Source organism: Streptomyces sp. NBC_00012 (assembly GCF_045040875.1).
Classification (GTDB): Bacteria; Actinomycetota; Actinomycetes; order Streptomycetales; family Streptomycetaceae; genus Streptomyces.
Genome location: NZ_CP108309.1, coordinates 4,208,931 through 4,228,817, shown reverse-complemented (window position 1 = coordinate 4,228,817; position 19,887 = coordinate 4,208,931). Strand labels below are relative to the sequence as shown.

General features: G+C 70.9%; 16 protein-coding genes, 4 tRNA genes and 1 other RNA gene. 11 read left to right on the top strand and 10 right to left on the bottom strand.

Annotated features, from left to right (window positions below; all coding sequences use genetic code 11):
- Nucleotides 1-169: 169 nt before the first annotated feature.
- On the top strand, nucleotides 170-454 hold the full coding sequence (locus OHA19_RS19405) for a hypothetical protein (protein WP_405714936.1): 285 nt from the start codon (nucleotides 170-172) through the stop codon (nucleotides 452-454).
- Complete coding sequence (locus tag OHA19_RS19400) at nucleotides 436-849, top strand: DNA-binding protein (protein WP_405714938.1); 414 nt, start codon at nucleotides 436-438, stop codon at nucleotides 847-849. The genes OHA19_RS19405 and OHA19_RS19400 overlap by 19 nt, the downstream gene beginning before the upstream one ends.
- A 134-nt stretch (nucleotides 850-983) precedes the next feature.
- Here the strand turns inward: OHA19_RS19400 and OHA19_RS19395 are convergent, their stop codons facing one another.
- Complete coding sequence (locus OHA19_RS19395; protein WP_405750924.1) at nucleotides 984-2,111, bottom strand: plasmid pRiA4b ORF-3 family protein; 1,128 nt, start codon at nucleotides 2,109-2,111, stop codon at nucleotides 984-986.
- A gap of 145 nt (nucleotides 2,112-2,256) precedes the next feature.
- Nucleotides 2,257-2,344: transfer RNA gene (locus tag OHA19_RS19390), tRNA-Ser, on the bottom strand.
- A gap of 142 nt (nucleotides 2,345-2,486) precedes the next feature.
- Between OHA19_RS19390 and ffs the strand changes: the two genes are divergently transcribed.
- From ffs to OHA19_RS19360, 6 genes are all read left to right on the top strand, one after another.
- An RNA gene (gene ffs, locus OHA19_RS19385) (signal recognition particle sRNA small type) lies at nucleotides 2,487-2,583 on the top strand.
- A 106-nt stretch (nucleotides 2,584-2,689) separates the two neighbouring features.
- Nucleotides 2,690-4,942 (top strand): DNA polymerase III subunit gamma and tau, encoded by a 2,253-nt coding sequence (locus OHA19_RS19380; protein WP_405750922.1) that lies wholly within the window; start codon nucleotides 2,690-2,692, stop codon nucleotides 4,940-4,942.
- A gap of 173 nt (nucleotides 4,943-5,115) precedes the next feature.
- Nucleotides 5,116-6,366, top strand: coding sequence for a phosphoribosylamine--glycine ligase (gene purD, locus OHA19_RS19375; RefSeq protein WP_405714944.1), 1,251 nt, complete (start codon nucleotides 5,116-5,118; stop codon nucleotides 6,364-6,366).
- A gap of 311 nt (nucleotides 6,367-6,677) precedes the next feature.
- A complete protein-coding gene (locus OHA19_RS19370; protein ID WP_405750920.1) occupies nucleotides 6,678-8,606 on the top strand; it encodes a hypothetical protein in 1,929 nt (642 codons plus the stop codon).
- A gap of 265 nt (nucleotides 8,607-8,871) precedes the next feature.
- A complete protein-coding gene (locus OHA19_RS19365) occupies nucleotides 8,872-10,335 on the top strand; it encodes a N,N-dimethylformamidase beta subunit family domain-containing protein (RefSeq protein WP_405714948.1) in 1,464 nt (487 codons plus the stop codon).
- Nucleotides 10,336-10,557: 222 nt separating this feature from the next.
- Entirely contained in the window at nucleotides 10,558-11,469 is a 912-nt protein-coding gene (locus tag OHA19_RS19360; RefSeq protein WP_405714950.1) for a phosphoribosylaminoimidazolesuccinocarboxamide synthase, read from the top strand.
- Between the two features lie 65 nt (nucleotides 11,470-11,534).
- Here OHA19_RS19360 and OHA19_RS19355 read toward each other — a convergent pair.
- The 8 genes from OHA19_RS19355 to OHA19_RS19320 all read right to left on the bottom strand — a co-directional run bounded on the left by OHA19_RS19355 (nucleotide 11,535) and on the right by OHA19_RS19320 (nucleotide 16,279).
- Nucleotides 11,535-11,607: transfer RNA gene (locus OHA19_RS19355), tRNA-Gly, on the bottom strand.
- A 22-nt stretch (nucleotides 11,608-11,629) separates the two neighbouring features.
- Nucleotides 11,630-12,241, bottom strand: coding sequence for a response regulator transcription factor (locus OHA19_RS19350; RefSeq protein ID WP_266689664.1), 612 nt, complete (start codon nucleotides 12,239-12,241; stop codon nucleotides 11,630-11,632).
- The gene (locus tag OHA19_RS19345) at nucleotides 12,238-13,563 is read right to left on the bottom strand and encodes a sensor histidine kinase (RefSeq protein ID WP_405753279.1); all 1,326 of its coding nucleotides are present in this window, start codon (nucleotides 13,561-13,563) and stop codon (nucleotides 12,238-12,240) included. The genes OHA19_RS19350 and OHA19_RS19345 overlap by 4 nt, the downstream gene beginning before the upstream one ends.
- A 19-nt stretch (nucleotides 13,564-13,582) precedes the next feature.
- Nucleotides 13,583-14,422: an ABC transporter permease gene (locus OHA19_RS19340; RefSeq protein ID WP_405714952.1), complete on the bottom strand. Its 840-nt coding sequence runs from the start codon at nucleotides 14,420-14,422 to the stop codon at nucleotides 13,583-13,585.
- Nucleotides 14,422-15,435 carry an ABC transporter ATP-binding protein gene (locus OHA19_RS19335; protein ID WP_405750917.1) on the bottom strand — a complete coding sequence of 338 codons (1,014 nt, stop codon included), beginning with the start codon at nucleotides 15,433-15,435 and terminating at the stop codon, nucleotides 14,422-14,424. The genes OHA19_RS19340 and OHA19_RS19335 overlap by 1 nt, the downstream gene beginning before the upstream one ends.
- Before the next feature lie 132 nt (nucleotides 15,436-15,567).
- Nucleotides 15,568-15,640, bottom strand: a tRNA-Gly gene (locus tag OHA19_RS19330).
- A gap of 98 nt (nucleotides 15,641-15,738) precedes the next feature.
- Nucleotides 15,739-15,810: transfer RNA gene (locus OHA19_RS19325), tRNA-Gly, on the bottom strand.
- A 133-nt stretch (nucleotides 15,811-15,943) separates the two neighbouring features.
- Nucleotides 15,944-16,279, bottom strand: coding sequence for an Lsr2 family protein (locus OHA19_RS19320; RefSeq protein ID WP_405714956.1), 336 nt, complete (start codon nucleotides 16,277-16,279; stop codon nucleotides 15,944-15,946).
- Nucleotides 16,280-16,662: 383 nt separating this feature from the next.
- Here OHA19_RS19320 and purS point away from each other — a divergent pair, with 383 nt between their 5' ends.
- The 3 genes from purS to purL are packed head-to-tail and all read left to right on the top strand — an operon-like array spanning nucleotide 16,663 to nucleotide 19,846.
- Nucleotides 16,663-16,923 (top strand): phosphoribosylformylglycinamidine synthase subunit PurS, encoded by a 261-nt coding sequence (gene purS, locus OHA19_RS19315; RefSeq protein ID WP_037695153.1) that lies wholly within the window; start codon nucleotides 16,663-16,665, stop codon nucleotides 16,921-16,923.
- Nucleotides 16,920-17,600, top strand: a complete 681-nt coding sequence (purQ, locus tag OHA19_RS19310; RefSeq protein WP_072488574.1) for a phosphoribosylformylglycinamidine synthase subunit PurQ — start codon at nucleotides 16,920-16,922, stop codon at nucleotides 17,598-17,600. Before purS ends, purQ begins: the two co-directional genes overlap by 4 nt.
- Entirely contained in the window at nucleotides 17,597-19,846 is a 2,250-nt protein-coding gene (gene purL, locus OHA19_RS19305) for a phosphoribosylformylglycinamidine synthase subunit PurL (protein WP_405714959.1), read from the top strand. The genes purQ and purL overlap by 4 nt, the downstream gene beginning before the upstream one ends.
- Nucleotides 19,847-19,887: the final 41 nt, after the last annotated feature.

Sequence of the window (19,887 nt, the reverse complement as noted above, 5' to 3'; positions counted from 1 at the left end):
ACGGGGGCGTCCTGACCTGGGGCGGAGTGGACTGTTCAGCGGCGTCCGGACGCGGCTGAATGTAGGCGAATGAGACCAGAACTGAGACCACGAGGTACCGGATGGCTCGCGTCGTTCGGCGGATGCCGCGCCCAGGCGAAATTCCTACTTGTTTGATAATGTCGGTTCCATGAGCGAGATTCCTTACAGCGTCGGCGAAGGGCCGGCCACCAGGGTCAGTCTCTCCCTCCCCGAGGGGACGGCGGAGGCGATTCGCCGACGGGTCGGCAAGCGTGAGTTCTCCGCGTTCATCACCGAAGCGGTGGAGCGCGAGCTGCGCGGTCAGATCTTGGATGAGTACCTGGCCGACTACGAACGCCGCCAGGGGCCGATCTCCGAGCACGAGCAGGAGCGGGTACGCCGGGTCTTCGACGAGGTGTTCGCCGAGGAGGGGCAGTGGCCCGCCGCAAGCTGAGCCACGAAGGCACCCTCGTTCTCGACTGCGAGGGCCTCTCGAAGTTCGTCAGTGATCACGAGCCCGTCGTCGCCCTCATCGCGGAAGCCCGCAAGCGGGGCATGGAGGTGGTCATCAGCGCACTCACCATCATTGAAGCGGTGCATCGTCGGACCGAGAAGGCGCGGCTCGCCTGGGTCCTGTCCGGCGTGCGGATCGTGCACATCGGTGAAGAGGAGGCCAAGGCCGCCTCAGCCGTGCTGATAAATGCTGGGCTTCATGGTCACAAATACGCCATCGACGCCGCCGTGGCCGAGATGGCGCTGCGGCAGCGCCGCCCGGTCGTCATGCTCACCTCGGACATTGACGACATGACGAAGCTGTGCGGCGACAGAGTGCGCCTCGTCGCCGTGTAGTCGACGCCCAAGACCTGAACGTCAGGATGCAAGGTCGGCCCGTACATCTTGTCTCGGCGCGGCGTAGCCGGCTCGGTGGACCAGTCGGTAGCGCCCAGGGCCGCGAACGGTGGCGTGGCCGGACGGCTCGTCCTTCACGGTGCCGTGAGGCGCAGCAGCCGCGCGTTGGCCTCGTCCGGTGCGAAACGGTCCGGGGCGAATTCCGTGGCGGACCGAAGTCCGAGCCGCACCAGCATGGCGTGGTGTTCCTCATGTGCCGGGTCGGCGAGGATCACTTTGAGATCGCTGTAGCCGGGGGTGCCGCCGCAGTCCTCGGGCGGGCACGTCCCGGCACCGTCCATGCAGTACGGATAGTGAAGCCCGGCTGAGGCTGTCCGGACCTGCTCCACGGTGATGAGGTGCTCCCAGGAGTCCCCGAAGTCGTACGTGTACACGAAGTGGGCGCCCGGTTTGAGCAGGGCGGCCAGTGTGGCGGTGCGCTCGTCGCGGAATCCGAGTTCGCCGCCGGGGCGGCCGTACTGGACACCGTCGATGGTGAACGCGTGCATGTGGCAGTTCTGCCAGCCCATCGCGTCCTGGATCACGGAATGAAGCCGGTCCAGGCGGATCGCGGCGGGCACCAGCAACTGCCGCCAAACCGGGGGGTCGTCTACGTCGGCGAGCTCGACGAGGATCCGTAACACCGCGTCGCCGGGCTCGGGCTCGCCGCGCATCCGGGCCGTCTCGGTACGGCCGTCCGCCGTCAACTCGGCGCATTCATCGGCGAGTTGGACAGCGCCCAGGGAGGCCAGGGCCTTCAGGACCCGTTGGATGTCGTGGTCGTTGGCGGTACGCAGATGCCCCAGACGGTCGGGAGACAGGTCGTCGAGCACGTACAGCGGGCTGACCGCCTGCCACACCACCTCGTACAGGTCGCTGAGTGGCACCGGGACGGTGGTCGCGTACAGCCGCTGCAGCAACGCCCGCAGACCCCGGCCGTACTCGTGCGAGAGTAGGGATTCCATCCAGCCGGAGACCGTCACGGCCGGGCCGATGCGCGGCAGTGCGGCGAACAGCGTGCCACGCAGCTCGTCGGGGCGGTCCAGCAGCCTGGCGTTCTTCTTCACCGGCAGCAGGCGCCCGCCCGCGGTCCGCAGCAGTCGTGCCGCCTTCGCCCACTCGACCAGCAGTGTGAGGTGGTACAGCTCCTCGCTGGTTTTCGTCTTGAACGTACGGTCCCCGATCACCGGGTTCATCCGGTCGCCGGTGTCCAGAACCTCCACCAGTGCTCGCGCGTCGGCAAGCGTCGCCGTATGGGTGAAATGTCTTGAATATCGGAAATAACTGAAACCAGGACTGAGACCACCAACGTTGAAGGGCCCCACCGCAAGCGGTGGGGCCCTTCAACGTATTGCCCGGTGAGAGCAATGGCGGAGGATACGAGATTCGAACTCGTGAGGGGTTGCCCCCAACACGCTTTCCAAGCGTGCGCCCTAGGCCACTAGGCGAATCCTCCGCGGCAAACAATACAAGACGTTGAAGGGTGCTCGCGAACCCGTTCTCCCGGAGATCGGTCCGGGATCGTTCCGCGGTCGTCCGGAGTGGTTCCGGAGGATGGGGGAGTGGACCGGCAGGGGTGGGGATCGGCTAAGGTGGGCGTCAGCCCCTCACGTGGCGCTATCTGACTGAACTCCCCCAGGGCCGGAAGGCAGCAAGGGTAGGTCGGCTCTGGCGGGTGCGTGGGGGGCCCTTGTGTTTCCGGGCCTTCGCGGCTCGGGGGCCATTGCGTTCCCCTGGGTGCGGGGCGGTGCTTCGCCCGGTCCGGGGCCGGTTGTCAGTCCGCCCGGATAACCTCGTATGTGTGTCGTCCCTTGCGCTGTACCGCCGCTACCGCCCCGAGTCGTTCGCCGAGGTCATCGGGCAGGAGCATGTCACCGACCCGCTGCAGCAGGCGCTGCGGAACAACCGGGTCAATCACGCGTACCTGTTCAGCGGTCCGCGCGGCTGTGGCAAGACGACCAGCGCGCGCATCCTGGCCCGCTGTCTGAATTGTGAGCAGGGGCCGACGCCCACGCCGTGCGGCGAGTGCCAGTCCTGCCAGGACCTCGCACGCAACGGACCGGGTTCGATCGACGTGATCGAGATCGACGCCGCATCGCACGGTGGCGTGGACGACGCCCGTGATCTGCGGGAGAAGGCGTTCTTCGGGCCCGCGTCGAGTCGTTACAAGATCTACATCATCGACGAGGCGCACATGGTCACCTCGGCGGGGTTCAACGCCCTGCTGAAGGTGGTCGAGGAGCCGCCGGAGCATCTGAAGTTCATCTTCGCGACCACCGAGCCCGAGAAGGTCATCGGCACGATCCGGTCGCGTACGCACCACTACCCGTTCCGGCTCGTGCCGCCGGGGACGCTGCGCGAATACCTCGCCGAGGTCTGCGGCAAGGAGAACAGCCCCGTCGAGGACGGCGTGCTGCCGCTCGTCGTGCGGGCCGGGGCCGGGTCCGTGCGTGACTCGATGTCGGTGATGGACCAGTTGCTGGCCGGCGCGGGCGACGACGGTGTGACATATGCCATGGCGACCTCGTTGCTCGGCTACACGGACGGCTCGCTGCTCGACTCGATCGTGGACGCCTTCGCGGCGGGCGACGGAGCCGCGGCGTTCGAGGTCGTGGACCGGGTGATCGAGGGCGGCAACGACCCGCGCCGTTTCGTCGCCGACCTCCTGGAGCGGCTGCGCGACCTGGTGATCCTGGCCGCCGTGCCGGACGCCGGGGAGAAGGGCCTGATCGACGCCCCCGCCGACGTCGTCGAGCGGATGCAGGCCCAGGCGTCCGTCTTCGGCGCCGCCGAGCTGAGCCGCGCCGCCGACCTGGTCAACGAGGGGCTCACGGAGATGCGCGGGGCGACCTCGCCGCGTCTCCAGGTCGAGCTGATCTGCGCCCGGGTGCTGCTGCCCGCGGCATTCGACGACGAGCGTTCGCTGCAGGCCCGGCTCGACCGGCTGGAGCGGGGCGCCTCCTTCGCGACCACGGGCCCGGGCCCCGCCATGGGGTACGTACCAGGGCCGGAGGCGCTGGCCCACGCACCCGTGCCCACAGGACCCGTGCCCACAGGACCCGTGCCCACAGGACCCGCGGCCCCCGCCGTGCAGCCCGGCACGGGTCCGGCCGTCGCGCGTGCGGCGGTACGGGGCGAGGCTCCCGCGCCCGCACCGGTCCAGGCGCCGCCGCCCGCCGCGGCGCCGTCGGCGGCCCCCGCGGCACCACAGCCGCCGGCCGAGGCGGCCCCGGCTCCCGCGGGCGGTCAGCGTCCCGGTGCCTGGCCCACCGCCGCCGCGCCGGAATCGGGACGGCGCCCCGGCGGCTGGCCGACCGCTTCCGCTCCGGGCCAGTCGCCCGCCCCGCAGCCCGCTCCGGCCGCCGCGCCGGACCGGGCCGCGCCCTCGGCGCCGGTGCCTGCCGCCGCCGAGCCGGGTCCGGGAACGACCCAGGGCGCCGGCCAGGTCCGGAACATGTGGCCGGACATCCTGGAGGCGGTGAAGAACCGCCGCCGCTTCACCTGGATCCTGCTCAGTCAGAACGCCCAGGTCACCGGCTTCGACGGCACCACCCTGCAGATCGGCTTCCTCAACGCGGGTGCGCGTGACAACTTCGCCAGCAGCGGCAGCGAGGAGGTGCTGAAGCAGGCACTCGCCGAGCGGTTCAACGCGCAGTGGAAGATCGAGGCCGTCGTCGACCCGTCGGGCGGCGCCGGCGCACCTCCGCAGACCGGCGGGGGCCGCCCCGCGGCGCCTCCCGCGCAGCAGTACCAGGCCCCCGCGCCCCAGCAGAGTTACGAGCCCCGGCCGACCGCTTCTCAGCAGCAGCACCAGTCCCAGCCGGGCCACCAGCAGCAGCCGGGCTCCGCACCCGCCGCGGAGCCCGCACCGCAGCCGTACTCCGCACCACCGCAGCAGCAGTATTCCGCGCCCGAGCCCCCGCGCTCGGTCGCTCCCGAGGACGACACCCCCGAGGCCGACGACCCTGACCTCGTCGACTCGGCGCTCTCCGGGCACGACCTGATCGTTCGCGAGCTGGGCGCCACGGTCGTCGAGGAGTTCACCAACGAATAGCGGGATCCACCAGGGCTCCCGCCCGGGGCTCCCGTCACGGCGCCCAGGGGGCGTCCATGCATGTGCGTGCGTGACGCCCCGAGGCGTCCACGTACGCGGCGCCAGGGTCCCAAGGGTGTCCACGCAGCGGCGTCCGTCAAGGGCGCCTCGCCCCGGCGGCTAGGCTGCACCCCGTGAAGGTCCTCGTCATCGGCGGCGGCGCCCGCGAACACGCCCTGTGCCGCTCTCTGTCCCTCGACCCCGACGTCACCGCTCTGTACTGCGCTCCCGGCAACGCCGGTATCGCGGAGGTGGCCGAACTGCACCCGGTCGACGCCCTCGACGGCGGCGCCGTCGCGCGCCTCGCCACCGACCTGGGCGCCGAGCTGGTGGTCGTCGGCCCGGAGGCGCCGCTCGTCGCCGGGGTCGCCGACGCCGTGCGCGCCGCGGGCATCCCCTGCTTCGGCCCCTCCGGCGAGGCGGCCCAGCTGGAGGGCTCCAAGGCATTCGCCAAGGACGTGATGGCCGGGGCAGGCGTCCCGACCGCCCGTAGCTACGTCTGCACCACCCCGGCCGAGATCGACGCCGCCCTCGACGCCTTCGGCGCCCCGTACGTCGTCAAGGACGACGGCCTGGCCGCGGGCAAGGGCGTCGTCGTCACCGACGACGTCGAGGCGGCCCGCGCCCACGCCCTGGCCTGCGACCGCGTGGTCATCGAGGAGTTCCTCGACGGCCCCGAGGTGAGCCTCTTCGCGATCACGGACGGCACCACCGTGCTGCCGCTCCAGCCCGCGCAGGACTTCAAGCGCGCCCTGGACGACGACGAGGGCCCGAACACCGGCGGCATGGGCGCGTACTCCCCGCTCCCGTGGGCCGACCCCAAGCTGGTCGACGAGGTCATGGAGTCGGTGCTCCAGCCCACCGTCGACGAACTCCGCCGCCGCGGCACCCCGTTCTCCGGGCTGCTGTACGCGGGCCTCGCGATCACCTCGCGCGGCGTCCGGGTGATCGAGTTCAACGCCCGTTTCGGTGACCCCGAGACCCAGGTGGTCCTGGCCCGTCTGAAGACCCCGCTGGCCGGTGTCCTGCTCGGCTCCGCGAACGGCACGCTCGACGAGCTTCCCCCGCTCAAGTGGCGCGACGACGCCGCCGTCACCGTGGTCATCGCCTCGCACAACTACCCGGGCACGCCGCGCACGGGCGACCCGATCGAGGGGCTCGGCGACGTGGAGTCGCAGGATGCACCGCACGCGTACGTCCTGCACGCGGGCACCAAGCGGGAGGGCGACACGATCGTCAGCGCGGGTGGCCGGGTGCTGTCCGTGACCGCGACCGGCAAGGACCTCGCGGGCGCCCGGGAGCGTGCCTACACGGCGGCGGCCCGCATCCGCCTCGACGGCTCGCACCTCCGTACGGACATTGCCCGGAAGGCCGCGGAGGGCTGACCCTCCTTCGGAGCGCCGAAGGGACCGGTGGCCACCGCCCTTCCCCGCAGACACGCCCCGACGCGTCTGCGACGCCCTGACAAGCACCGACGCGCCGCTGCCCCATGGACAGCGGCGCGTCAGCACCTTTGCCCAAAGCCATTCCATCGAGTGACGGCTGAGCCATCCGGATGACGCCCGCCGAGGCCCCAACTAGGGTGCGGCGCAAGCATTCCGGCACTTGGCCCACTGGCATTGCGATGTCGGTGACGGGTGCCACAGTGGGGGAGTGAACAACACCGCCGCGGGGGCAGAGGGGGTGACGTCCGGACGTGTCCGGTACTGGTGCAAGTGAGGAGCTGGGGGCGCTGAGTGCGCGTGCCCGCGCTCATGCTCTGCTGCGCATCCGCGGCAGGGCGGCAGCCGTGGCGATCCTGCCGGCGGCGGTGGCCGTCGTGCTGCTCGTGGCGGGTGCCCAGGGCCTGGCCGTGGGCAGCGGCTGGGACACGGCGCGCTGGGCCGTGTCGGCCCTCGCGGTGGTCGTGCTGCTCGTCTCCGCAGCGGTCGCGGTCGCGATCGTACGGGCGAGGCCGGCGGTCAGCCCGACCGTTCCGCTCCCGGAGAAGGCCGCCCCCGATCTCTACCGCCTGGTCAGGGACCTGGCCGACCGGCTCGGAGTTCCCGCGCCCTCGGCCATAGCCCTGACCCCCGACTGCGACAGCTGGCTGGAGGACCGCACCCACCCCTCTGCGCAGTCCGCGTCGGGCACCGGCCCGGATCCGGCCGCGCATTCCGCGGCCAGGCCCCGCCGCCGGGTGCAGGCGGCTCCGGTGCTGGTCATCGGTTCGCCGTTCCTGTGGTGGATGCGGGTCGCCGAGCTACGGGCGGTGCTCGCCCCGGTCGTAGCGGGCACGGGTCCGGCCGCGCATCCCGACATAGCCGCCGCCCGTCGCTTCGTACGCGGACTCGACGGCGCGGTCGCCGACGCCGCCGTGCCCGTGCCTGGTCCGCTGGCCGGGCTGCGCAGAGTGCCCCGCGCCTTCGTCGGCCGGATCGCCAGACTGCTGCTGCGCGGCTGCCGCGGCCACGCCGCCGAGATGGAGCGGAGCGTCGCCGCCGCCGCGTCGGTCCGTGCACAGGGTGTGGATTACGGTCTGCGGATCGTCGCCCAGGAGCAGGTCGGCCTCGCCTACGCGGGCTGGGACCGGCTGCTCACCCGGGTCGCCCTGCCCGCCTGGCGGATGGGCCGCTGGCCGTCCCGGCTGGACGCGGGCGTGGTGTCAGCCCTCACCGAGCTGTCCCGGCGCGACCGGCTCGCCGACGGATTCGCCTCGCGGCTCGGCGAGCGCCCCGCCTGCGACCTTCTCGAGGAGCCGGGCGCGGCCGACGAGGCGGCGTCGCTGCTGGCGGCCCGCCTGTTCCACGGCGGCCCGGCCCGTACGGGTCCGGACTGGTCGCCGGTCGACTGGCAGCAGTATCCGGAAGAGGTCGTCGACCGTAAGTGGCGCACTGAGGCCGCCCGTCTGCACCGGGTCCTCGACTCGATCACTCCCGCACCCGCCGCACCCGCCCCAGCCGCCGCACCCGCCGCGCCCACGGCGGGCCCCGCCCCCGGCGGGCCCAAGATCTTCGACGGCCCCGACGGCCCCGACGGCCCCGACGGCCCCGACGGCCCCGACGGCCCCGACGGCCCCGACGGTTTCGAGGGCTCGCGCGACCTGCGCGACCCCCACGCCTCCGACGCCCCCTCCCGCCCCGTCGACCGCCCCGTCGTCTGTTCCGTCGACGCCGGGATGCCCACGCTGGCCCGCGTCGTCGAGCATCTGGCGGGGCGGACCGGGGGCGGCGAGGAGCTCGCCGCAGGGATCAGCGCCGCGGTGGCCCGCGAGGAGGCCGCCGCCCAGCAGCACCGGGCCGCTGACGCATCCGGCCGGGCGGGTACCCCGGCCGCCGCCGGCCCGGGCGAGGACGTCCTGGACCTCTGGGGCCCCGGCCCCCTCCCGCTCCAGCCGCCGCGCACGGGTACCGAGCTGCTCGCCGACCACGTCGCGGCCATGGTCTGCTGCGCCGCGGTGGACACGGCGGGAGCGGCGCCCGGTCTCGACTGGCTCGACGGTCCCGCGCTGCTGATCGACGGCGAGCGCCGGGCGGATCTGGGCATTCCGGTCCTGAGCCTGGTCGAGGACGGCGACGCCGAACCGCTGCGGTCCTGGCTCGCCTCCATCGGCGTACGCACCGACAAGCCCGTCCGCCTCGTCTGAAGCACAGACCCCGGCTGTCACACCGGAAACACCAACGCCCGGAATGGCGCGTTCCGTTCACGTCAATTCGCGACGAACGGTGACGGAGTGCATGCGTTATGTGATGTGCTGGGGATCGACGCTGACAGTCGGCGCATTGCTGTTGGCGCGCCGATGACGCATGACCAGCGGCGATCGGCTGTCCACCATCGGCTATCCGCCATCCACCATCGAACATTCACCATCGACTGTTGTCCCGGGGGACTTGAGGGAGGGAGCCGCCGGTATGGGGACGGAGCAGATTCGACGATGGGAGTCGGGTGCCCTCGCGCATGCCGTCTCCGACCCCTTCGGCCAGGGCCCCCTGCCCTGGCTGCGCGGCAGTGAGAACTACTTCGACGACACCGGACACGTCGTCCCCTGGTACGCCGACCCCTCCCTGACCCGCGGCTCCACCGACGGCGGCACGCACACGGCCGACGACGTGCACCGCCAGATCAAGGGCTTCATCTCCACGGGCGCCGCGGCCCCCGGCGAGGCGATCGACTTCCACATCACCGTGGACCCGCCCCAGCAGTTCTCCGTGGACATCTACCGCATCGGTCACTACGGCGGCGACGGCGCCGCCCAGATCACCACCAGTCCCCGGCTCTCCGGCATCGTCCAGCCCGCGCCGCTCACCGCCGACCGCACGGTCTCCTGCCACCACTGGTGGCAGTCCTGGCGGCTCCAGATCCCCACGTACTGGTCGATCGGCGCGTACGTCGCCGTGCTCACCACGGTGGACGGCTACCGCTCGCACATCCCGTTCACGGTCCGCGACGACCAGCCGGCCGATCTGCTGCTGGTCCTGCCGGACATCACCTGGCAGGCGTACAACCTCTATCCGGAGGACGGCCGCACCGGAGCCAGCCTCTACCACGCCTGGGACGAGCAGGGCCGCCTCCTGGGTGAGGAGGACGCCGCGGTCACCGTCTCCTTCGACCGCCCCTACGCGGGAGCCGGCCTGCCGCTCCACGTCGGCCATGCCTACGACTTCATCCGCTGGGCCGAGCGGTACGGCTACGACCTCGCGTACGCCGACACCCGGGACCTGCACGCGGGCCGCGTCGATCCGGCCCGCTACCGGGGCCTGGTCTTCCCCGGCCATGACGAGTACTGGTCGGTGCCCATGCGCCGTACGGCCGAACGCGCCCGCGACGGCGGCACCTCGCTGGTCTTCCTCTCCGCCAACACCATGTACTGGCAGGTCAGCCTCTCCCCGTCGCCGTCCGGCGTCCCGGACCGCCTGCTCACCTGCCGCAAGCGGCGCGGCCCCGGGAAGCCCGCCCTCTGGCGCGAGATCGACCGTCCCGAGCAGCAGCTCCTGGGGATCCAGTACGCGGGCCGGGTCCCCGATCCGCACCCCCTGGTCGTACGGAACGCCGAGCACTGGCTCTGGGAGGCGACGGGCGCGGGCGAGGGCGACGAGCTCGACGGCATGGTCGCGGGCGAGGCCGACCGGTACTTCCCGCGTACCGCGCTCCCCGAGCACGAGAACCGCATCCTGCTCGCCCATTCCCCGTACCTGGACAGCGAAGGCGTCAAGCGCCACCAGGAGACATCCGTGTACCGGGCCCCGTCCGGGGCGATCGTCTTCGCCTCGGGCACCTTCGCCTGGTCTCCGGCACTCGATCGCCCCGGCCATGTGGACGCCCGCATCCAGCGGGCCACCGCCAACCTCCTCGACCGCATCTGCAAGCGCGACTGAACGCGGCTCGTCGCGGCGAGGGCCGTGGCCCTCACGGCAACACGGGCCGGGGCCCTCGTCCCGACATGGGCCGTGGCCCTCATGGCAACGAGGGCCGGAGCCCTCGTCCCAACGCGGTCCGGGGCCACGGAAGTCGGCGCCACGGACGCCCCCGCCCCACTCCACCGCACCCCGATACGGGAGAATCGGAACGACTCCTGGATCAACCTACGCGGAGGCAGCGTGTCCGGATTTGTAGAAAAGCCCGAGCCGGTGCAGGTCCCGGGCCTCACCCACCTGCACACGGGCAAGGTGCGCGACCTGTACCGGAACGAGGCGGGCGACCTCGTCATGGTCGCCAGCGACCGCATGTCCGCGTACGACTGGGTCCTGCCGACCGAGATCCCGGACAAGGGCCGAGTGCTCACCCGGCTCTCGCTCTGGTGGTTCGACCAGCTCGCCGATCTCGTGCCGAACCACGTCCTGTCCACGGAACTCCCCGCTGGAGCCCCCGCGGACTGGGCCGGCCGCACCCTGATCTGCAGGTCGCTGCGGATGGTCCCGGTCGAGTGCGTCGCCCGCGGCTATCTCACCGGCTCCGGCCTCGTCGAGTACAACGAGTCCCGCACGGTCTGCGGTCTCGCGCTGCCCGAGGGGCTCGTCGACGGCTCCGAGCTCCCGGCGCCGATCTTCACCCCCGCCACCAAGGCGGCCGTCGGTGACCACGACGAGAACGTGAGCTTCGAGGAGGTGGCCCGCCAGATCGGCGCGGAGACCGCCGACCGGCTGCGCAGCGCCACGCTGGACGTCTACGGCAGGGCACGTGACATCGCGCGAGAGCGCGGCATCATCCTCGCCGACACGAAGTTCGAGTTCGGTTTCGCACCCACCGTCGACGGCGGCGAGGAGCTGATCATCGCGGACGAGGTGCTGACCCCGGACTCCTCGCGCTTCTGGCCCGCGGCCACCTGGGAGCCGGGCCGGGCCCAGCCCAGCTACGACAAGCAGTTCGTACGCGACTGGCTGACCTCGCCGGCCTCCGGCTGGGACCGCAAGAGCGAGCAGCCGCCGCCGGCGCTGCCCCAGGAGATCGTGGATGCGACGCGGGCGAAGTACCTGGAGGCGTACGAACTCCTCACCGGTACGTCCTGGTAGGAGGAAGCCCCGGCGGAACATGAAGAAGCCCCCGGCCGAAAGGCCGGGGGCTTCTTGCTGAACCGAGCGGACGACCAGGTTCGAACTGGCGACCTCAACCTTGGCAAGGTTGCGCTCTACCAACTGAGCTACGTCCGCAAGCGCCGAAGCGCGAGACCCACTATACCCATCCGCGCTGCCGTGCGAGACGCACCGCGGCATGGCGATTCTCCGCTCCGAGCTTCGAGGCGGCCGCGGAGAGGTAATTCCGTACGGTTCCCTGCGACAGCGACGCCCGCTCGGCGATCTCCGCGACGGGCGCCCCGTCCGCCGCCAGCTCCAGCACCTCGGTCTCCCGCGCGGTCAGCGGAGAGTCCCCGGCGGAGATCGCGTCGGCCGCCAACTCCGGGTCCACGTAACGGTTTCCGGCGTGCACGGTGCGGATGATCCCGGCCAGCTGCCGGGCGCTGACGGTCTTCGGTACGAAGGCCCGCACGCCCGCTTCGAGTGCCCGCTTGAGGTGCCCGGGCAGTCCATGACTGGTCACGATCATCGTCCGGCAGCCGGGCAGTTCGGCCCGCAACGATGTGGCGACACTCACACCGTCGGCGCCCGGCATCTCCAGGTCGAGGACCGCCACATCGGGCCGGTGGGCCCGGGCCATGGCCAGCGCCTCCGGGCCGGTCGCGGCCTCCGCGACCACCACGAGGTCGTCCTCCAGAGCCAGCAGCGCGGCCAGCGCTCCCCGGATCAGGTGCTCGTCGTCGGCGAGCAGCACCCGCACGGTCGTCATCGTCGTTCCTCCTGAAGGGCGGGTGCCTCCCGGGCGGCAGGCGGCTTGTCGAGGCGGGCCGGGGACGCCGCCGGGGCGAGCGGGATCGTAGCCGTGAGCCGGAACAGGCCGTTCCCCGCCGGGCCCGCGTCCAGCGAACCGTCGACCACCCGCAACCGCTCCCGCAGCCCTGCGAGCCCGGAGCCACCCGGTCCGGAGCCGTCACCCGCCCCGGACCCCCCGTCCGGTCCCGCGGCGGCCACCGCGGCCCCGTCGTTCTCCACCAGCAGCACGACCGCGTCCGCCGAGGACCTGAGGCGGATCGTGCAGCGGCGCGGATCGCCGTGCCGCAGCACATTGGTCGCCGCCTCCCGTACGACCCAGCCGAGCGCCGACTGCACGGGCACGGGCAGCTCCGTGCCGGCGTCCCCGGTCAGCTCGCACTCGATCCCGGCCGCGCTCAACACCCCCCGGGCGCCGGCCAGTTCGGTACTCAGGTCGGCCTCCCGGTAGCCCCGTACGACGTCGCGCACCTCCTGCTGAGAGGTGCGGGCTATCCGCTGCACCTCGACCATCTGGTCCACCGCCTCAGGCCTGCCACGCTGGGCCAGCTCCACGGCCAGCTCGCTCTTCAGCGCGATCACGGCGAGGTTGCGGCCCAGTACGTCGTGCAGGTCCCGCCCGAACCGCAGCCGCTCCTCCGCGACCGCGAGCCGGGCCTGGAGATCCCGGGCCTCCTCGGCCTGCCACATCACGCTCAGGCTCCAGGCGCTGGGCCGTACGGCGATCAGTGTGAGCAGGCAGCCGAAGAGCATTGTCGGCACCACCCCGGCCAGTGCCCCGCCACGCACCCCGACCGCGGCGAGGACGCCGAGGTCCAGCGCGGTGACGGCGAGCGTCTGGATCAGGAAGGTGCGGACCGTGGTCACCAGGACCTGCGTGATCGCGAGCGCCACCGGAGCGTTCATGGTCATGACGAGGAGCCCGCTGTCGGCGACCCCGTCCACCCCGGCCATCGTTGCCAGCAGCCCCAGGCTCACCAGCAGCAGCACCAGTTGCGGCAGCTGCCGCCGCAGGGGGAAGACGGCGGTGCCGAGGTAGTGCGCGTACGACAGCTTCACGTTGCGGTTGCTCAGCAGGCACTGCGCCAGGCTCACGAGCAGCAGTGCCACGCCCAGGGCGATCGGCAGCGGCGCATGGCGGATGTCCGACTTGAAGGGGGCCAGCTGCCACGACAGGGTGAAGAGCCAGGGCATCACCGAGAGGGTCAGCCGCGAGTAGAGATCGATCCGCTCCAGCTTGCTGCGCTGCTGCCAGCTGCGGCGCCAGCCCCGCACGAGCACCGACACGGCACGTCCCCCCTCAGCGTCGCGGATCCCAGCGGAACCACCGCTGCACAGCAAACACGGCGAACCCGGTCCAGGCCAGCCCGGTCAGAGCGGCCACGAGCAGGCCGGAGCCGCCGGCCTCGCCCAGCCAGCCCGTCCGCACGAGCGTCATCACCCCGGTCACCGGCAGCAGCTCGCACACGGACGCCATCGGGCCGGGCATGATCTCCAGCGGCACGAAGAGCCCCGAGCCCATCATCGAGACGAAGAACAGCGGAAGAGTGGTGAGCTGCGCGGTCTGCACGGTGCGGGTCACCGCGGAGGTGGCCGCGGCCAGTGCCGCCAGCAGGACCACGCCCAGCAACAGGCCGGCCAGGAGCAGTTCCGGCCGCTGCGGCGCGGCGAGGCCGAAGAAGGCCGTCCCCGCCACCACGATCACCACGGTCTGGGCCAGAGCCAGCGCGACCGACGGCAGGGCGGTCCCTATGAGGATCTCCGAGTCGGTGACCTCGCCGGTGCGCAGCCGCTTCAGGACGAGGTCCTCGCGCCGTGCCACATAGGACGAGACCAGGTTCATGTAGACGGCCTGGATGAGCACGATGCCGATGCCTCCGCTGAGCGCCGCCGCGGCGACGGACAGGCCGGTCCCGTCGAGAACGGACTGCTTCAGCGTCGACTTCATCGCCAGGACCATGGCCGCGGGCATCAGCAGCGAGACGAACACCGCCGTCCGGTTGCGGGCGAGCAGGGAGACTTCGGCGCGCCCGAGGGCGGTCAGCCGGCCCCGGGGCGTCGTGCCGGCCGCCGTGCCGGTGCCGGCCGTCGCACCGGTCGCACCAGTCGTGCCGGTCGTCGTGGTCGTCGTGGTCGTCATCACGCAGCCACCTTTTCGGATTCCGACGCGCTGTGCGCGATATCGAGAAACGCCTCTTCGAGCGAGGCCGAGCGGGCATCGAGGCCGAGCAGCCGGACGTCCGACTCCCTTGCCCAGGTCAGCAGTTCGTCCAGGGACTCCTGCAAGCGGTGGGTACGGATCTCGATCCGGTGGCCCTCGGCGGCGGCCCGCAGCCCCAGCGGAAGCCGGGCCGCCGGCACTCCCTCCGGCAGCTCGAACCGGATGCGGGCGGGACGGGCGGCCGTCACCTCGGCGGGGGTGCCCGCCGTCACGATCCGTCCCCGGTGCATGATCGCCAGCCGGTCGGCGAGCGTCTCGGCCTCTTCCAGGTAATGCGTGGTGAGCAGCACGGTGGTGCCGCCGTCCCGCAGCTCGCGCACCAACTCCCAGGTGTCCCGCCGGCCTTCGGCGTCGAGCCCGGTGGTCGGCTCGTCCAGGAACAGCACCTCGGGCCGGCCGAGCAGGGCCAGCGCCAGGTCGAGACGGCGCCGCTCGCCGCCGGACAGCTGCTTGACCCGCACCCGCGCCCGGTGGGTGAGCCCCACCAGTTCCAGTGCCTCACCGGTCGGGCGCGCGCCGCTGGTGCAGCCCGCCCACATCCGTACCGTCTCGGTGACCGTCAGCTCGGACGGGAAGCCGCCCTCCTGGAGCATCACCCCGATCCGCGGCCGGACGGCGGCGCGCTCGTGGAACGGGTCGTGGCCGAGCACCCGCACCGAGCCGCCGTCGGGTGCGGCCAGGCCCTCCAGCAGCTCGACAGTGGAGGTTTTCCCGGCGCCGTTCGTACCGAGCAGGGCGAAGAGCTCGCCGCGTGCCACCGAGAAGGAGACACCGGCCACGGCCTCGAAGCCGCCCGCATAGCGCCGCCGCACTCCGGTCGCCTCGATCACCGCATCGGAACGGGAAGCGGAAACGGAGGCGGAGTCGGAGGCGGATATGGCGGGTGCCACATCCCGGTCCACGCGGTTGCTGGGGATGTCGTCGCTGGTCATGCCTACAGATTTCCGCGGCATCGGCGACGGGATCAGTGCGAGCTGTCATCACTGCTCATGACAAACGTCATGTGCGGGCAGGCACGACGAAGGCCCTGGTCGATATCGACCAGGGCCTTCGTTTCGATCAAGAGCGGACGACGAGATTCGAACTCGCGACCCTCACCTTGGCAAGGTGATGCTCTACCAACTGAGCCACGTCCGCATTGCTGCCGCTCATTGTACTCCTCGAGAGGAGTTTCATCGGGCGGTGCGAGCATCACTCTACCCGATCCACCGAAGTGGTCGATAAGAGCGATGCAGAGCGGGTGACAGGAATTGCACACTGCGCCTTCCCCCTGGAAGGGGGATGTTCTGCTACTGAACTACACCCGCACGCTGCGTGAGGTTCGGCTTTGCGGCCTTGCCCCTCGGCGTGCTCCAGACTTTAGCCGACCTGCGGGGGTGTAGCGCAAGTCGGTGCCCGCAGGGTGTCGCCGGAGGGGGTGCCGGGAGCCCTGTCGGACAGTCAACTCGCCTCGCGGAACGCCTCGTAGACCTTCTTGGGGATCCGGCCGCGGGCCGGTACCTCCATCCGGTGGGAGCGGGCCCAGGCGCGCACGGCCGCCGGGTCGGGGGCGAGCGAAGTGTGCCGGTACGACGCGGGGGTCTTGCCGTGCTTGCCGGCGTTCGTCTGCTTCCGGCCCGCCGCCATGTACGGCGCGAGGACCTTGCGCAGTTTCTTCGCATTGGACGTATTGAGGTCGATCTCGTACGACTTCCCGTCCAGGGCGAAGGTGACCGTTTCCGCCGCTGCTCCCCCGTCGATGTCGTCGGAGAGTGTGACCACTACGCGCTGAGCCACGGATATCGGTCCTTTCCTGCGGTATCGGCGCGTCAGGCATGCGCTGATACCGGCCTTCCGGCTGCCGGGCGGATACGGCGTCGACGGCTGCCGACTGTTTAGGGGCAATGCTGCATTCCCCGGTAATCATTTGTACAGCGGTGGGTGCCGCATTGTGAAGCCCGTCCAATTACCTCCGCGTGTCAGCCTTCTATGTGTGCCGTCGGTGAGGATTTTTTTTGCAGGACTTTCCCCGTGTGTTGTCGGGTCCGATATCTGGGCGTGATCAAGACCTCTTGATATCTACCCGCGTAGAATTTCTGGCCAGGTACGCTGAGGGGACCTGCGGGGGTCTGGGGAGCCCCCCGGAGAAACAGCCGCACCACACCAAACCGGGAGTGCCAGTGGCACGCGTCGTAGTCGACGTCATGCTCAAGCCCGAGATCCTCGACCCGCAGGGACAGGCGGTGCAGCGTGCACTGCCCCGTCTCGGCTTCGAGGGAATCGCGGACGTACGTCAGGGAAAGCGTTTCGAGCTCGAGGTGGAGGGGCCGGTCGACGACGCCGCCCTCGGCCGTATTCACGAGATGGCCGAAACTTTCCTCGCCAACACCGTCATCGAGGACTTCACCGTGAAGGTGGAGAAGGCCGAGGAGTCCAAGTGACTGCTCGTATCGGAGTCGTCACCTTTCCCGGCACGCTCGACGACAAGGACAGCCTGAGGGCCGTACGGGTCGCGGGCGCCGAACCCGTATCGCTGTGGCACCGCGACAAGGACCTGCACCAGGTCGACGCGGTCATCCTGGCGGGCGGCTTCTCCTACGGCGACTACCTGCGGGCCGGCGCCATCTCCCGCTTCTCGCCGGTCATGGAGACCGTCATCGAGCAGGCGAAGGCGGGGATGCCGGTCCTCGGCATCTGCAACGGCTTCCAGATCCTGACCGAGGCGCACCTGCTGCCCGGGGCGATGCTGCGCAACAACCACCTGCACTTCATCTGCCGCGACCAGAAGCTGCGCGTCGAGAACGCGGAGACCGCCTGGACCTCGGACTACTCCGCGGGCCAGGAGATCTCCGTACCGCTCAAGAACATGGACGGGCGCTACGTCGCCGACGAGCGCGTGCTCGACGAGCTGGAGGCGGAGGGCCGGGTCGCCTTCCGCTACCTGGACATGAACCCCAACGGCTCGCTGCGGGACATCGCCGGCATCACCAACGCCGCGGGCAATGTCGTCGGCCTGATGCCGCACCCGGAGCACGCCGTCGAGCCGCTGATCGGAACCGGCCGCACCGACGGTCTCGGGTTCTTCACCTCGATCATCAAGAAGCTGGTCAACGCATGAGCCTGGATACGGTCAAGCACGCGGCCGAGACCCCGGACGTCGCGCAGCCCTGGAAGGAGCTCGGCCTCAAGGAGGACGAGTACGCCCGGATCCGCGAGATCCTGGGCCGCCGTCCCACCGGCGCCGAGCTCGCCATGTACTCCGTGATGTGGTCCGAGCACTGCTCGTACAAGAGCAGCAAGGTCCACCTCAAGCAGTTCGGCGAGAAGGTCCCCGCCAACGACGCGATGCTCGTCGGCATCGGCGAGAACGCCGGTGTGGTCGACGTCGGCCAGGGTTACGCGGTCACCTTCAAGGTCGAGTCGCACAACCACCCCTCGTACATCGAGCCCTACCAGGGCGCGGCCACCGGCGTCGGCGGCATCGTCCGCGACATCCTCGCCATGGGTGCCCGCCCGGTCGCCGTCGTCGACCCGCTGCGGTTCGGCGCGGCCGACCACCCCGACACCAAGCGCGTCCTGCCGGGCGTCGTCGCCGGTATCGGCGGCTACGGCAACTGCCTGGGTCTGCCGAACATCGGCGGCGAGGTCGTCTTCGACGCCTGCTACCAGGGCAACCCGCTGGTCAACGCCGGCTGCATCGGAGTGATGAAGCACGAGGACATCCACCTGGCCAAGGCCTCCGGCCCCGGCAACAAGGTGATCCTCTACGGTGCCCGCACCGGCGGCGACGGCATCGGCGGCGTCTCCGTGCTGGCCTCGGAGACCTTCGAGTCGACCGGCCCGGCGAAGCGTCCGGCCGTCCAGGTCGGCGACCCGTTCCAGGAGAAGCTCCTCATCGAGTGCACCCTGGAGATCTTCGGCGAGAAGCTCGTCGCCGGTATCCAGGACCTCGGCGGCGCGGGCCTTTCCTGCGCCACCTCGGAGCTGGCCTCCGCCGGATCCGGTGGCATGCGCGTCGAGCTGGACACCGTGCCGCTGCGCGACTCCTCCCTCTCGCCCGAGGAAATCCTCATGAGCGAGTCGCAGGAGCGCATGTGCGCGATCGTCGAGCCGCAGCACGTCGAGCGCTTCCTGGAGATCTGCGAGAAGTGGGACGTCATCGCCACCGTCATCGGTGAGGTGACCGAGGGCTCCCAGCTGGAGATCTTCTGGCACGGCGAGCAGATCGTCGACGTGCCGCCGCGGTCCGTCGCCCACGAGGGCCCGACGTACCACCGTCCGTTCGCCCGTCCGTCCTGGCAGGACGCGCTCCAGGCCGACGACGCGGGCAGGCTGGCCCGGCCGGCGAACGGCGCGGAGCTGCGCGAGCAGGTCCTCAAGCTGGTCGCCTCGCCGAACCAGGCGTCGAAGTCCTGGATCACGGACCAGTACGACCGGTTCGTGCAGGGCAACACCGTGCTCGCGATGCCCGAGGACGCCGGCATGGTCCGGATCGACGAGGAGTCGAACCTGGGCGTGGCCATGGCGACCGACGGCAACGGCCGGTACGCCAAGCTCGACCCGTACACCGGCGCGCAGCTCGCGCTGGCGGAGTCGTACCGCAACGTCGCCGCCTCCGGAGCCAAGCCGCTGGCCATCTCGGACTGCCTGAACTTCGGTTCGCCCGAGGACCCGGACGTCATGTGGCAGTTCGCCGAGGCCACCCGTGGTCTGGCGGACGGCTGCCTGGAGCTGGGCACCCCGGTCACCGGCGGCAACGTCTCGCTGTACAACCAGACCGGTGAGACGGCGATCCACCCGACGCCGGTCGTGGCCGTGCTCGGTGTGATCGACGACGTCAACCGGCGTACGCCGGTCGCCTTCGCGGAAGAGGGCCAGCTCCTCTACCTGCTGGGCGACACGCGTGAGGAGTTCGGCGGCTCGGCCTGGTCCGAGGTCGTCCACAACCACCTCGGCGGCATGCCGCCCAAGGTGGACCTGGGCCGCGAGAAGCTGCTCGGCGAGATCCTGATCTCGGCCTCCCGCGACGGCATGATCGACGCGGCGCACGACCTCTCCGACGGCGGTCTGATCCAGGCGGTCACCGAGTCCTGCCTGCGCGGCGGGAAGGGTGCGCGGCTGGTCGTGCCGGACGGGCTGGACGCGTTCACCTTCCTCTTCTCCGAGTCGGCGGGGCGCGCGGTCGTCTCCGTTCCCCGGAGCGAGGAGCTCCGCTTCAACGACATGTGCGGGGCCCGGGGTCTGCCCGTCGCCCGGATCGGTGTCGTGGACGGCGAGGAGATCGAGGTCCAGGGTGAGTTCGGCATTCCGCTGAACGAGCTGCGCACCGCGCACGAGGCGACCATTCCGGCTCTGCTCGCCTGAGCAGCAGGTTCCTGACGAGGACGGCCCCGCCCTGTTCCATG